18 protein-coding genes are annotated in these 13,221 nt (G+C 67.9%); 7 read left to right on the top strand and 11 right to left on the bottom strand.

The window, feature by feature from the left end; genetic code table 11:
- Positions 1 to 159 precede the first annotated feature (159 nt).
- Complete coding sequence (locus SZ60_RS17180) at positions 160 to 750, top strand: hypothetical protein (protein ID WP_052505236.1); 591 nt, start codon at positions 160 to 162, stop codon at positions 748 to 750.
- A gap of 33 nt (positions 751 to 783) precedes the next feature.
- Here SZ60_RS17180 and SZ60_RS07380 read toward each other — a convergent pair whose 3' ends face one another.
- The 6 genes from SZ60_RS07380 to SZ60_RS07355 form a co-directional block, all read right to left on the bottom strand.
- Complete coding sequence (locus SZ60_RS07380; protein ID WP_043594883.1) at positions 784 to 1,224, bottom strand: membrane protein; 441 nt, start codon at positions 1,222 to 1,224, stop codon at positions 784 to 786.
- 33 nt (positions 1,225 to 1,257) lie between these two features.
- Positions 1,258 to 1,782 (bottom strand): DUF427 domain-containing protein, encoded by a 525-nt coding sequence (locus SZ60_RS07375; RefSeq protein WP_043594882.1) that lies wholly within the window; start codon positions 1,780 to 1,782, stop codon positions 1,258 to 1,260.
- 191 nt (positions 1,783 to 1,973) lie between these two features.
- Positions 1,974 to 2,534 carry a GNAT family N-acetyltransferase gene (locus SZ60_RS07370; protein ID WP_043594881.1) on the bottom strand — a complete coding sequence of 187 codons (561 nt, stop codon included), beginning with the start codon at positions 2,532 to 2,534 and terminating at the stop codon, positions 1,974 to 1,976.
- 53 nt (positions 2,535 to 2,587) lie between these two features.
- Positions 2,588 to 3,085 carry a helix-turn-helix transcriptional regulator gene (locus tag SZ60_RS07365; protein ID WP_043594880.1) on the bottom strand — a complete coding sequence of 166 codons (498 nt, stop codon included), beginning with the start codon at positions 3,083 to 3,085 and terminating at the stop codon, positions 2,588 to 2,590.
- Positions 3,086 to 3,286: 201 nt separating this feature from the next.
- Positions 3,287 to 3,505 carry a hypothetical protein gene (locus SZ60_RS07360; protein ID WP_043594879.1) on the bottom strand — a complete coding sequence of 73 codons (219 nt, stop codon included), beginning with the start codon at positions 3,503 to 3,505 and terminating at the stop codon, positions 3,287 to 3,289.
- Positions 3,506 to 3,598: 93 nt separating this feature from the next.
- Positions 3,599 to 3,931: a hypothetical protein gene (locus SZ60_RS07355; RefSeq protein ID WP_156155541.1), complete on the bottom strand. Its 333-nt coding sequence runs from the start codon at positions 3,929 to 3,931 to the stop codon at positions 3,599 to 3,601.
- 682 nt (positions 3,932 to 4,613) lie between these two features.
- Between SZ60_RS07355 and SZ60_RS07345 the strand changes: the two genes are divergently transcribed.
- Complete coding sequence (locus SZ60_RS07345) at positions 4,614 to 5,303, top strand: hypothetical protein (protein WP_043594876.1); 690 nt, start codon at positions 4,614 to 4,616, stop codon at positions 5,301 to 5,303.
- A 58-nt stretch (positions 5,304 to 5,361) separates the two neighbouring features.
- Here SZ60_RS07345 and SZ60_RS07340 read toward each other — a convergent pair whose 3' ends face one another.
- Positions 5,362 to 5,820, bottom strand: coding sequence for a hypothetical protein (locus tag SZ60_RS07340; protein ID WP_156155540.1), 459 nt, complete (start codon positions 5,818 to 5,820; stop codon positions 5,362 to 5,364).
- A gap of 569 nt (positions 5,821 to 6,389) precedes the next feature.
- On the bottom strand, positions 6,390 to 6,884 hold the full coding sequence (locus SZ60_RS07335) for a MarR family winged helix-turn-helix transcriptional regulator (protein ID WP_043594874.1): 495 nt from the start codon (positions 6,882 to 6,884) through the stop codon (positions 6,390 to 6,392).
- 90 nt (positions 6,885 to 6,974) lie between these two features.
- On the opposite strand from SZ60_RS07335, the gene SZ60_RS07330 reads away from it, so the two are divergent.
- The gene (locus SZ60_RS07330) at positions 6,975 to 7,904 is read left to right on the top strand and encodes an NADP-dependent oxidoreductase (RefSeq protein ID WP_197073522.1); all 930 of its coding nucleotides are present in this window, start codon (positions 6,975 to 6,977) and stop codon (positions 7,902 to 7,904) included.
- 99 nt (positions 7,905 to 8,003) lie between these two features.
- Here SZ60_RS07330 and SZ60_RS07325 read toward each other — a convergent pair whose 3' ends face one another.
- Positions 8,004 to 8,789, bottom strand: a complete 786-nt coding sequence (locus SZ60_RS07325) for an alpha/beta fold hydrolase (RefSeq protein WP_043595047.1) — start codon at positions 8,787 to 8,789, stop codon at positions 8,004 to 8,006.
- Positions 8,790 to 8,911: 122 nt separating this feature from the next.
- On the opposite strand from SZ60_RS07325, the gene SZ60_RS07320 reads away from it, so the two are divergent.
- On the top strand, positions 8,912 to 9,613 hold the full coding sequence (locus SZ60_RS07320) for a hypothetical protein (RefSeq protein ID WP_156155539.1): 702 nt from the start codon (positions 8,912 to 8,914) through the stop codon (positions 9,611 to 9,613).
- 373 nt (positions 9,614 to 9,986) lie between these two features.
- On the opposite strand, the gene SZ60_RS17440 is transcribed toward SZ60_RS07320, so the two are convergent.
- Both SZ60_RS17440 and SZ60_RS07310 read right to left on the bottom strand, forming a co-directional pair.
- On the bottom strand, positions 9,987 to 10,484 hold the full coding sequence (locus tag SZ60_RS17440; RefSeq protein ID WP_043594872.1) for a VanZ family protein: 498 nt from the start codon (positions 10,482 to 10,484) through the stop codon (positions 9,987 to 9,989).
- On the bottom strand, positions 10,481 to 11,197 hold the full coding sequence (locus SZ60_RS07310; protein ID WP_043594871.1) for a TetR/AcrR family transcriptional regulator: 717 nt from the start codon (positions 11,195 to 11,197) through the stop codon (positions 10,481 to 10,483). Before SZ60_RS07310 ends, SZ60_RS17440 begins: the two co-directional genes overlap by 4 nt.
- A 96-nt stretch (positions 11,198 to 11,293) precedes the next feature.
- Here SZ60_RS07310 and SZ60_RS07305 point away from each other — a divergent pair, with 96 nt between their 5' ends.
- The 3 genes from SZ60_RS07305 to SZ60_RS07295 are packed head-to-tail and all read left to right on the top strand — an operon-like array spanning position 11,294 to position 13,181.
- Positions 11,294 to 12,034, top strand: coding sequence for an SDR family oxidoreductase (locus SZ60_RS07305; protein ID WP_156155537.1), 741 nt, complete (start codon positions 11,294 to 11,296; stop codon positions 12,032 to 12,034).
- Positions 12,034 to 12,936: an SDR family oxidoreductase gene (locus SZ60_RS07300; RefSeq protein WP_043594870.1), complete on the top strand. Its 903-nt coding sequence runs from the start codon at positions 12,034 to 12,036 to the stop codon at positions 12,934 to 12,936. The genes SZ60_RS07305 and SZ60_RS07300 overlap by 1 nt, the downstream gene beginning before the upstream one ends.
- A gap of 38 nt (positions 12,937 to 12,974) precedes the next feature.
- Complete coding sequence (locus SZ60_RS07295) at positions 12,975 to 13,181, top strand: tautomerase family protein (RefSeq protein ID WP_043594869.1); 207 nt, start codon at positions 12,975 to 12,977, stop codon at positions 13,179 to 13,181.
- Positions 13,182 to 13,221: the final 40 nt, after the last annotated feature.

Raw genomic sequence — 13,221 nt, 5'->3', positions numbered from 1 at the left:
ATGTCGATGGCGGATTGCCAGGGCATTCGGAGGGAGGCCCATCGATCGCCCAGCCGACGTGGGACGAACTGTCGAGCGGATCGCCTATCCTCGACGACGACTTCCGTGCCGGTCGCCGCCCGCTGATCGCCACGCCACCCGACCCTCAGGAGGCCCGCCGTGCGCCGCGTGCTGATCGCCGTCTCCGTCGTGTTCGGCGTCGGGCTCGTCGCCTTCGTCGTCGCGATCGCCATGGTCGTCTCGGCCCTCACGGCGCCCCGCGACGAGGAGGTCACGGCGATCACGTCGACGCCCGTGCCCGCGTGCCCCGAGGTCGACCCGGTGATGGTCGGCGACATCGAGGTGCCGGCCGGGCCGGTCGCCGGCTACTGCCAGGACCGTCTCGTGAACGCCGCCTACATCATGCTGGCGGCCCGGGCTCAGGGCATCGGAGAACACACCCAGGCGATCGGCGTCATGACCGCGATGGGTGAGTCGAGCCTGCGGAACATCGACTACGGCGACGCCGTCGGGCCCGACAGCCGAGGGCTCTTCCAGCAACGCGACAACGGCCAGTGGGGCACCTACGAGCAGCGCATGGACCCCTACACGGCGGCGACGAGCTTCTTCACGAAGCTCGTGGCGATCCCGGGCTGGAAGGACCTGACGCCGACCCAGGCGGCGCACGCCGTGCAGGTCAACGCCGACCCCGACCACTACACGAGGTGGTTCCCCGACGCCGAGGTGGTCGTGGCGGCGCTGTCGAGCTGAGCCGCGCCTCCTCGGGTCGGGGAGCGGTCGCGTCTACTTGGCGCGACGGCCGATGCTGCGACGGTCGCGCCAGGCGCCCGTCGACCAGAGCGAGAGCAGGACGAGCAGCGGCTGGAAGATCAAGCGGAAGGCGCGCTTGCCGTCGGTGTCGAGGCCGAATGCGTCGGTGTGCGTGACGAGCTGCGAGATGTTACCGGGGAAGATCGCGGTGAAGAACGCCGCGGCGACCCAGCCGACCGTCACGCGGTGCTTGGGGGCGACGACGAGGGCCGCGCCGATGCCGATCTCGACGACGCCGGAGGCGAGCACGACGAAGTCGTCGTCGAGCGGCAACCATTCGGGCACCTGGGCCTGGAACGGCTCACGGGCGAACGTGAGGTGGCTCGTGCCGGCGAAGACCAGGGCGCCACCGAGGGCGATGCGGCCCAAGGTGCGGGCGAGGGACGTGGGGCGGGGGCGGGGTCGTCTGGACATCCGTCCAGTCTCCTCCTGTTGGGGCCCTCGTCCCTACCAGCCCATCGTGCCGGGCGCGCCCTTGAACGGGCCGACCAGGTTCGCGGTGGTCCAGCCGCCGTAGAAGTCGCCCTCCTGCGCCTGGACCACCTCGCCGTCGATCTCGCACGAGTCCATGGCACCCGGGTAGATCGCGACGTGGTTGACGAGGGACTCGTAGCCGGGCCAGGGGGCGGCGTAGGTCCAGCCGGCGCGGCGCGCGACGACTCCCCCACCGGTCACGTCGAGGTAGCCGGCCTGGCCCTTGAACTCGCAGAGGCTGCGCCCCTCGGCGCGCGACAGGGCTCCTGCGGTGAAGTCCGAGCGGGGCAGGTAGTAGACGGGCGGGTGGCTCGTCTCGAGCACGCGGATCGCGGCCGTCGTGTCGGCCACCACGACGCCGCCGAGACGGACGACGACGCGCTCGGTGCGGGGTTCGACGCGTGGCGGGCGGGGGTAGTCCCAGACGGACTCCTGCCCGGGGCCGGGCTCGACGCGGACGGGGTGGGACGGACGGGAGGGGCGGCGGAAGGCGGGCATGGCCTCATGATGCGCCGCGGGGCTGAGACGTCGCACCGGGTGGCCCGAGAACGCACGGCACTGCCGTCCGGCGACCGATGGCGATGGTCGGACGAGCCCCGACTCCACCACGAGGCTGATCCCCGACCGACGAACCGCACGTACCGTCGAAGCATGCAGCGACCGGCCCCTGATCCTCCCGAGAGGCCCCGCTAGACGATCGGCTGACGGACGCCCTCGTGCCGCTGTGCCATGGGAGCGATGACGGCTTCCCAGAGGGTCTCGTCGTCGACGACTGTCGACGTGGGGACGAGCCCGAGCCGTTCGGCCACCCGGGCTGACGCCGCGTGGTCGGGGTGGACGTAGGCCTGAAGACGTCCGACACCCATCGAGGTCAGCCACGTCACGACAGCTGTCGCCGCCTCCACAGCGAGACCGCGACCCTGTTCCGAGGCCGTGACCAGCCACGCGAGATCAGCAACGAGGTCAGCGCCCTCGCGGGTGAGCGTCGCCTGGACGAATCCGACGGCCGGCCCACCGCCAGCAGATCGGATGATCCAGTTGAGCCACCCGGCACGTCCCTCTTCGGACTGACCCGTCGACTGACGGCGGTAACGCGCTTCGAGTTCCTCGAGCGTCGGAGGCTCCCCACCCGTGAACCGGTACAGATCCTGTGGCGCCAGAGCGACCACCATCTCGCTCGCGTGCTCCACGGCGAGCGGCTCCAGAGAGAGACGATCCGTTCGGAGGGCTTCAGCCCGGGGCCACGACATGACCCGAGCTTCGCAGGTCGACAGGACACCCGTGTCCCGGCGAAACGATGTGCCTACCTGCTCGTCGCCTCGTCCGTGGCGGCACGGGAGAGAGGATAGGCGCGGTCCAGACGCGGACTGAGGACGACGAGGAATACGAACATCGACAGCAACCACCCGGCGACCCAGTAGGCGGGAATCGAGAAGATCACGACGTTCGGCACGACGTCGGTGGCGACTGCGACGACCACGGCGATCGTGAAGAGCACACCCACCCCGTAGTACAGGGCTCGGAAGCCCTCCTCGACGCGGCCTCGGCGTTCCTGCTGGCGAGTCGTCCGTTCGTCGAGCGCCGTCACCGAGCGGCCGTAGTCGTCCTCGGCGACCGTGACGAAGAGATCACGAACCGGGACACCGAACGCCTTCGCCACCCGCGACAGCGTGTCCAGGCTCCCCTCGTTGCCCGCCTCGAGCCTCTGGACGGTGCGGACGGTCACGCCGCTCTCGTCCGCGAGGCGTTCCTGGGTCCAACCCGACTGGGTCCTGAGATCGACGATGCGTGTCTCGTTCATGCACCTCACACTAAGAACGACCAGCCCCGAGGTCCACGACACGGACCCGACAGACACCCGACATCTTCACGACCGAGCACCTCGGGGCCCCCAGTCCCGATCATCACCTCTACCGCAGCAGTCCTCGGTCTCAGATGGTGTCCGATGAACGACCGTCCATCCGGACGGCTGGCTGCCCGGTCAGAGCTGCACGTGAGCCAGTCAGCTGTCGAGCACGAGGACCCAGAGGGCCAGGACGACACCGGTCACGACGAGCAACCCGATTCCGGACCAGAACCACGGAGCGCTCGGACCGCGCTCCGCCCTGGCCCGCGCGATGCCGTCTCGGCGAACGGCCATCACACAAGCGCGTCCGATCAGCCCAAGTCCCCCGAGGGCGACGATCACGAGCCCCGACCAGGTCCACCACGAGAACTCCATGTGATGAGGATGCCGGATACGACGAACTACTGCGCGCGGGCCGCTGACCGGCAGCCACTGTCTCACCGACCGATCCCCTATCGGGACGCCTCGTCAAGGCTTGCGGCGCACACCCTGTCGGTAGCCGAGCCATGCTGCCAGCACGAGCAAGCTGATGACGACGATGGCCGCGCCCACAAGGCTTGCGGTCGAGAACATGTGCACACCCTCGGCTGTGAACGTCGTAGCCGACAGGGGCGCATAGGCGAACCACCCGAAGGACACCGGCTGCGCCGCCGCGATGGCAAGGACGACGATGCCCACAACCAACGCGGCCAGGCCGGCAACCAGAACGAGGCGGGAAGTCAGACCAGCACGACGCGTCATGCCTGGACCATAGCGCGCCGGTTCGCGCACCAGGATGCCCGCGACATGCCCGTCGTCCAACAGACTGATGGATGTGACCGGTGGCCGATCGGCTATCGGGCACCTGCGCAGTGGAACACGTGCGCGCAATGAAGGCCGATTTGTTGCACACTGAGCCCTGCAAACTCCTGCGGCGCAGCGGAGGAAGCGGCTGGCCCCCGGACTGATCATCACGGCAATCCTGCTCGTCGCCGGTCCCCTCGTAGCCGACCTGGTCGCCCCTGACCGTCCTTGGCTGCTTCACCTGGCCGGCGCCCTGCCCGTGGTGGTCTTCACGATCGGGATTCAGGTCTGGCACCGAGCCGACAAAGTCTTTGACCGCGGCTTCGAGCCTGAGGACGAAGGCGACAAGCCCATGGACACGCCGAGTCAGTGAACGATCCCCTAGCGGGCAGAACGAGTGGACCTATCGCGTGAAAACATCTGTCATGACTTCACAGCAAAGGGCTATCTGGAGGCGCGTCATCGTCGCCTGCACGGTCGTCGCCGGGGGCCTCGTGATCGCCAGTCTCCTTGCACGGGAAGCACTGCCAATTCTCGTGCCTGTTGCTGTGGTTCTGGGCGCTTTCGCGCTCCTGATGGGGTTGCTCGTTCGACGCCAGTCGCGAGAGTGACTGCCCGGCCAGCGATCGTCAGCTGAGACGGGCCCACCGTCTTAGCTTCACGTCTTGGCGCTGGAACGATCTGCGGGCATCATCAACGGATGAGCAAGGGTGCGATCCGCGGTGGTTGGCGTGTCTACCGAGAGCAGCGCCTAGAGTTCCTGGACTTGGCCAAGGTCCGCAGGAGAACACGGGTGGGCGCCCTCGTGGTTTTGGCGGCCGCCGCTCTCCTTGTTTTTAGTGCCGTCCACTGGGACATCTTCGACGGGCCACCAGCACGAGACGCCGTCGCCATCGTGTTCTTCTCGGCCGCCGTGGCTTGTCTCGTCATGGCTTTCATCCCCGTGGCCGACCCCAGCACTGCACCCAACTCAAGAAGGATGCTCGGAAACTGGCGACGAAGCGAACGCATCGATCGTCAATTCGCTAAGAACCCGCCCGAGATCATGCCAGAAGACCGAGACGAGGTCATCGCCGGCTCAAAGGGGCTGCTTGCGGCGTCAGTCGTTGCCGTTGACCGATCCATCTGGGTCCCGTGCGGGTATGTCCTGGTCTGGGTCGCCCTTGTCGTTGCTGGCCTCGCCTCTGCTGAACACTTGAACCTCTTGCTTCTGCCCCTCATCTTCGCTGCCCTTCAAGGCGCCACCGTCTTGACGTCGGTGGTGGCGGCTGGCCGTGCCGACACTGCGCACGACCGTGCTCTGGCACTTCCACCGGCACCCGTTGATAGCTCACCCGTCAAACCCAAGAGCCGTCCGACCGGCTCGATGCTTGCTCTTCCCGAGGAGTAACAGCAGAGCCAGGAACACCCATGCGTCTTCGTCGGGTAGGCACAAAACACGATGCCCTCTAGATCGCGCCCTCGACGTTGGCCCAGTTCCGGAGTGTGGCTATGGCCTCGCGCCAGGGACGTTGAAGACGAGCAAGGACGAACCGTTCGTCGTCGTCGACTGCCCGCATCAGCCACGTGATGTGCACGGTCATCGAGTAGCCGCGTGGGTCTTTGTACTCGACTTCACCGACGTCGGAGATGTACGTGATTCGGTCACGGGGAACGTGCCGGGACCAGAACGTGCCGTGGATGTGCATGTCCGTGTCGTCGAGGAGGACGTGGATGCCGTAGCTGCGGATGGCGGCCCAGATTGAGACCGCCAGGCTGGTCATGCCCATCAACCCGATTGGCCACGACCGGATCTCGGGATCGATGGCTGCACCCAGGAAGGCAAGACTTGTCCCGATCCCGATGAGGCAAGCGGCAAAGTTCACGTGCTGCGCCCACCGGGGTGGCGCGAGCCGGATGGGACTCATCGAAAGAGCATCGCATGGGTAGGAGATGTCAGGGCCACTAAGCTTGCTCGGCTCTCTAGATCGCCCGGTAAACCGCCGTATCTTGGACAGAGCTGGGTCGCTTCAACCTAGGTGTCGGAGTTGCGAGCGGGCCACCGCTAGTCGCGGGGAGTCCCATCAATCCCTGCCGTTGTTTGCCGGCATTCGCGCTGCGGCAGGTACTGCCCGCTACTTCCAGCCGGTTCGCACTCCCAAGACGACGATGAAGACCGCGATTGTGGCAGCGCCGATCCACACGCACCACTTGAACACCTGACGGCCGCGTTCACTGTCGGGGAGCCATTTTCCATCGCTAGTTCTCACACCGCAGACGGTACCCGGCTAAAGCCCACACGCTGCGGCCGGGTGGCACCAAGCAGGAGACCCGGTGACCGATCACTCACCGGGTAACGGCGGGGGCTACCCACTCCCCAGCAGCTACAGGGCGTTGGCTGCCTCATTAGGCCAGTCCGATACGTATCTCGGTGAACGATCGGCTAGTGGGACACCGTGGACTGCAAGCAGCGTGCGTTGCGTGACCAAGCTGCGACTCAGGCCGATGTGCGCTTCCGCGCCGAACGGGGTGGTGCCGCCCGGAGGTGTTCGCTCACGCGTCCGAGGATGCGGGCGAGCTGCTCGGCGTCGTTGTCCGTCACAGGGGCGAAGAGGAGGTCTCGGACGGTCTCGATGTGTCCCGGGAACACTGCCGCCAAGACGTTGCGACCCGCTTCGGTGATGGCGACCACGGTGCTGCGCTCGTCGTCCGGCGACGGAGAGCGCGAGAGCAGGCCGCGCTGCTCGAGCAGCTGCGCCTGGTAGGTCAGGCCGCTGCGACTGTGGACCACCCCGTCCGCGAGGTCGGTCATCCGTTGCCGCCCGTCCGGGTCGTCGCCTAAGCGGGCGAGAAGCTGGAACTGGACGTAACTCAACCCACCCGCCTCCCGCAGCTGCTTCTCGACCGACGGTCGCAGGAGCGCACTGACCTCGGTGAAGGCGAAGTAAGCGGCGAGCTGAGCCGGCGTGAGGGCAGGAGGCGAATCGGACATGATCAGAGCCTACCTGTTGCTTCCATTTCGAAGCAGTGCTACGTTCGCGGTGTTGCTTCGAACTCGAAGCACGTGACGAAGGGGATCATCATGAAAGCAGTGCGTTTCGAGCAGACCGGTGGACCCGAGGTCCTTCAGCACGTCGAGGTCGAGCAGCCCGCTCCCGGGGCGGGTGAGGCGCTCGTCCGGGTGGCAGCGTCCGCCTACAACGCCGCCGACGCGGGCATGCGGGGCGGCTTCCTCCCCATCCCGGTCGCACTCCCCCACGTGCCGGGCTACGACGTCTCCGGGACGGTCGAAGCGCTCGGTGACGGCGTCGAGAGCCTGAGCATCGGCGACGAGGTCGTCGGCTTCCTGCCGATGGAAAGTGACGGAGGCGCGGCGGAGTTCGTCATCGCCCCAGCCGGCGCGCTCGTCACCGCCCCGACGAGCATCCCACTCACCGACGCGGCGGCCCTGCCGTCGGTGGCCCTGACGGCCTGGCAGGCCCTCGTCGACGACGGCGGTCTGCAGGCCGGCCAGCGCCTCCTCGTCGTCGGGGCGGGCGGCGTCGTCGGCAAGTACGCGATCCAGCTCGCGAAGCGCCTCGGCGCCCACGTCGTTGCGACGGCGAGCCCGCGCAGCGCGGACGCCGTCCGGGCCGCCGGCGCGGACCAGGTCATCGACCACACCGAGAGCGACGTCCTGGGAGCCCTCGACGGGCAGGTGGACGTGCTGCTCAACCTGGCACCGCTCGACACCGCGCAGTTCGAGGCCGACGTCGCCGCCGTCCGCGACGGCGGCATCGTCGTCAGCACGACCGCCTTCATCGCCACGCCCGGCGACGAGTCGCGTGACGTCCGCGCCGCAACGGTGTTCGTGCGGCCCGACCGCGACCGCCTCGAGCAGCTCGTCGCCCTCGTCGACGGTGGTGAGCTCACGGTCGAGGTGACCAGGCGCATCTCCCTGTCCGACCTGCCCGCGCTGCACGCCGAGGCAGAAGCAGGCCGCATCGCGGGCAAAGTGGTCGTGCTCCCCTGACAGTCACGAGGATGTGGGAATTGCCATGGATCATCGGGCCTCACCGGCCCGGCGATCCACCCCTCCCCGGACACGAATCGGAAAGAGGCTACGCGGCCGTCAGTAGCCGCGACGGACTCGAGCCAGCAAGTCCTCGATCAGGAGGGCACAGAGGGCGGACCGCTCGAAGAGCAGTTTGTGGCCGGCGCCGTCGAGCACGGCGAACGACGCCCTCGGGTAGTGCTCGACCCTGTCCCAGGCGCCGGCGTATCCGACGACATGGTCCTGGCGAACTGTGATGAGGAGGGTGGGCTGGGTGAAGGGCTCCGGGTGGCGGTCCTCGGGCTCGTGTTCGAGCGAGTAGCTCCTGGCGATCCGCTCCAGCGCGGCGGCGTCGGCACCGACGACGCCAGGCAGAACGTGCTGCAAGAAGGCTCGCGCGTCGGAGACGGACTCGACCACGGCGTCCTCGCGGTAGTGCTTGAGTGCGGTTCCGAGGATGGACACGACCTCCGGCTCGTCATGCAGGACTGTGCGCGTCGGCACGGTCCTCTCCGCATGGGGCGCCACGAAGACGCCGGCGATGGTGGCGAGGCCCAACACCCGCGACCGTGACTTGTGCGCCACGTATCGCGCGATCATTCCACCGAACGAGTTGCCCAAGACCGCGAATGACTCGTCGCCGACGTGCGCTGAGATCTCCTCGACCACGGCGTCAGCGACCCCCTGCGAACTGGCGATACCACCCGCGGAACATTGGGTCGCCCCGGGGAGGTCGAGGTAGATGCGACGCCATCCCGACGACTTCTCGAAGATCGGCTCCAACGGCAGCAGGGACTGGTGATCCAAGCCGAAGCCATGCAACAGCACCACCGGCGTCCCGGAGCCGATCTCATACGCGAACACGGAGTGAGGCTCCCGGCGAGCCACCTGTCGCCCGTACCGCGAGAGAATACGGCAGACCGTCTCAACAGCCGATCCCCCATCGGGCGCTATCGAGAACATAAGTCGTCTGCCAAGATCACAAAGTGGATGCACTCGACCCGGCTGAACGCGCCGCAGGGAAGCGTGTTCGAGGACAGCTACGGCAGCGACTGCACTGTGACCCGGGCAACCTCCCTGCCCGCGCGGAACTCGCGAGCCTACACAGGGCTATGGGACAGCTGGACCAGGCAGGACGGTGGGGGCTCCTCGTGCCCGGCCTTGCCACCTCAGCCGAGAAACAAGCCTTCGCCGTCTGGATGGCCCGGACCCAAGAGCCGGGCGAACCAGAGCATGACCGGTTGCTCAGGCTCCTGTTCGTTCCAAGGACCTTTTCAGCCTTAGTGATCGACCCCGCCGACGCGATCCTGCAGTTTGAGGCACAGCTCCAACGCGAGATACGACGACACGGGAGAGCATCGACCACGAACCTCGTCACCTGGTTCGGCAACACCCTCATGGGTATCCTCGGCGCGATACTTATCGGCACACTCCTAGGCGGCGCCTTGGCTGCGACTCACGCACTCGGGATCGCAACCGAATCACCCCTGCTCCGCATGAGCTTCTGGCCCAAGACTCGGACAGAACTGTGGGTCAAGACAGCCTTCCTCACCCTCGGTCTGATCGCGATGGTGATCGTCGGTTCAATGATCACACTGACAGTCCGCCTCCCCGGCGTGATCCGGTATCGCACACGGCAAGCCCGGCGCCTGAAGAAAAGGAACGAGCGCCTCGACCGCGTGGCCTGATGACGATCCTCCATCGGACATCTTCATGGAGCCGTACCAGGTCCTTGCTGCCGTGAGCACCCACGAGCGCAAGGACATTGAGGCCGGCGATGAGCGCCCACGCTTGCAGCGGGAACGTGATGCGTTCAGGGACCCGATCCCCGTGGGATCGGTGGGAACCGATGGCGACCGTCGCCATCGCATAGTCAAGGAGGCCCCAGATGTCGTGTACGAGAGCCGAGCGGCGGACGGGTGGTTGGTCTGGGGTCGGCGGTCAGACAGCCGAGGTGTTCATCATCCTCAGCATGGCCGGTGAGCACGCGCACATCGCGCCCTGATCGCTGGTAGGCACACTGACCGCGGGCCGGGCGCACCGCTGGTGGTCAGTGACTCGTCAGGAGACCGCGGTGCTCCTGCGGCGCCGGGTGATCGCGCAGATGGCCAGAGCGATGATCGCCCCAAAGACCGCTCCGACAGTGTTCATGAACCAGTCGTTCGTGTCGCACCGGCGACCGAGGACAGGTGCGAGGGCCTGTACGACTTCGATGACGGCGGAGAGGGCGACCGCACCGGTGAGGACTGTGAGCGGCCGGTTCGTCGCCGTCCCGAGGAAGAGCACGAGCGGTAGCAGCATCGCGACGTTGGCGAGCGTGTCGATGCCCTGGAACGGGACGCTGAACTGTGTGGTGCAGGTGACACCGCCGGGCCGAGCTCCGTCGGGAAGCAGGGTCAGGACGAGCACCGCGATGAGTGCGACAGACGAGAGACCGAGGAGGACACGCCGAAGCCAAAACCGGTGCAGGACCCAGGCGAGCAGGGTCGCGGCCGCGACGGCGACCCAGAAGCCGATGCGGACGAGGGGCGCGTGTTCGACGAGGAACGTGGAGATCACCGGGGGCCGTCGCTTTCTCGGTCGAGGCGCGTGAGCCAGACGTTCATGAGCGCGGACTCCTCGGGGAGGAGGGCGCCAGGCCCGCCCTCGGCGAGCTGCGCACGGAGCTGCCGCCGGGCGGCTGTGGCGGCGTCGAACGACGCCGACGGGGAACCCGCGACGAGGACGGCACCGAGGACGGCGTCGCGGAGGGCGTCGGCGACTGCATTCGCCCGTCGCGCGGGACGCACGGTCGTCATCTCGTCGAGGGCGAGCCCGACGTTGGCCGCCAAGATCATCCCCGATGCGACGTCGACTTCGAGACGGAGAAGCCCCGCGGCCGCGCACCGAGAGAGCGTCCGCTCGAGCAGCGCCCTCACACCGTCCGCTGCGCGACCGCCCGCCCAGGGTCGCGGCGCGAACATCAGGCGATAGAGGGCGGGGTTCTCCCTCGCGAAGTCGAGGTGGTCACCCCACCCGCGGCGCAGGTCCGCCGCCGGGTCGTCGGTGGCCTCGAGCTCGGCCTTGCGGGCGGCGTAGCGCTGGAGGCCCGTCTCGGCCAGGGCGTCGAGGAGTCCCCGCTTGTCGCCGAACAGCCGATACAGCACCGGCTGGGTCACACCGACGGCCTCGCATACCGCTCGTGTGGCGATCTCGCCGTCGGACGCGGCGACCAGTTGTTCCTCGGCCGCCGCGAGCAGCGCGCTCCGGAGGTCGTCGTCGGATCGGATCATGGCCCCCAGCCTAGGGCACTTGCTATCGCGTGTCGTATCTGTGATAGTTCTTGCGTATCGGCGAAACTGCCGACCAATAGCAACGAAAGGCAGATCATGAGCACTGATCCCCAGCGCATCGCCGTCGTCACGGGTGGCTCCCGCGGCATCGGCCGCGCCATCTCCACCCGACTCTCCCGTGACGGGTTCACCGTCGTCGTCGCATCAGCCAGCGGGGGTGCCGCGGCCGCCGCGACCCTCGACGAGATCACGAGCGCCGGCGGCCATGCCATCGCCGTGCAGGCCGACGTCGCCGACGAGCACGCCGTGGCGGCGATCTTCGACAGGGTCGCGAACGACTTCGGGGGCGTCGACGTCGTGGTGCACTCGGCCGGACGCCTCGGCTTGTCGACCATCGCCGAGCAAGACCTCGACGCCCTCGACGACCTGCACAGGACGAACGTCCGCGGCACCTTCGTCGTCGCACAGCAGGCAGCACGTCGACTGCGCTCCGGGGGTGCCTTCGTCGGCATGTCGACATCCGTCGTCGGAACGCAGTTCCCCACCTACGGCGCCTACGTCGCGAGCAAGAGCGCGGTCGAGGGCATGGCGCTGATCCTGGCGAAGGAGCTCCGTGGCCGGGACGTCACGGTGAACGTCGTCGCTCCGGGCCCGACCGCGACGGAGCTGTTCCTCGACGGCAAGACGCAGGAGCAGATCGACGCCCTGGCCAAGGTCCCGCCGATCGAGCGCCTCGGGACCCCGGAGGACATCGCCGGCGTGGTGGCGTTCCTTGCAGGGCCGGACGGGCGCTGGGTGAACGGCCAGACCATCCGTGTCAACGGCGGCATGGTCTGATGACGGTGCCACTGGTCATCCTCGTCACCGGCGCCTCCACAGGATTCGGTCGACTCACGGCAGAATCGCTGGCACGCGCAGGCCACGTCGTCGCGGCGGGCATGCGCGCCGTCGACGGGAGGAACGCGGCTCATCGCGACGCCCTGGCCGACCTCGCCTCTCGTGAGGGGCTGAGTCTCGGCGCCGTCGAGCTCGACGTCCAGTCGCAGGAATCCGTGGACGCTGCGGTCGACACCGTCATCAGGGCGTACGGCCGCATCGACGCTGTCGTGCAGAACGCCGGCCACATGGCCTTCGGTGCCGCTGAGGCTTTCACGCCTGAACAGTTCGCGTACCTGTACGACGTCAACGTGGTCGGCGGCCACCGAGTAGCCCGCGCCGTCTTGCCGCACATGCGCTCCCAGGGCTCGGGCTTCGTCGCGTGGGTGGGCAGTTCCTCCACCCGCGGCGGGCACCCTCCGTTCCTCGCCCCGTACTTCGCCGCCAAGGCCGGCATGGACGCCCTCGCCGAGAGCTACGCGGCCGAGACGATCCGCTTCGGCATCGACAGCTCGATCGTCGTCCCCGGGGCGTTCACCTCGGGCACGAACCACTTCACCAACGCCACCACCCCGGCGGACGAGGCGCGGGTGACCGACCACGACGCCGAGTACGGCACGCTCCGCCGCGAACTGACCCGCCGCCTCGCCGCGATCGTGCCGCCCGAGGCCGACGCGCAGGACGTCGCCGACGAGATCGTGCGCCTGGTCGGCCTGCCCCAGGGGACGCGCCCGTTCCGGTCGCACGTCGACCCGTCCCGCGACGGCAGCGAAGTCGTGTCCGCGGTCACCGACCGCATCCGTGCCGAGTTCTACCGCCGCATCGGCATCGAGGATCTCCTGCCCTCGAACGCCGCCCTCTGACCCCCGGAACGTCCGGGCCACCACCGAAAGGAACCACCATGCCCTTCGCCAACCTCAAGGTCCCCGCGGACACCCTCACGCCTGAGTCCAAGAAGAAGCTGCAGGACGCCGTCACGGACGCCATCGTCGACGTCTACGGAGAACGAGCACGCCCGACGACCCTCGTCATCCTCGACGAGGTCGCCGACGGCGGCTGGATGCTCGGCGGCACCATCCTCAACGAAGCGATGCTCGGCCGCGTCTAGTACCGCATGTCACAGGATGAGGGGCCCGGGCGACCGGGCC

This window comes from Frigoribacterium sp. MEB024 (assembly GCF_000878135.1).
GTDB lineage: Bacteria > Actinomycetota > Actinomycetes > Actinomycetales > Microbacteriaceae > Frigoribacterium.
This window is presented reverse-complemented; position numbering and strand designations above follow the sequence as displayed.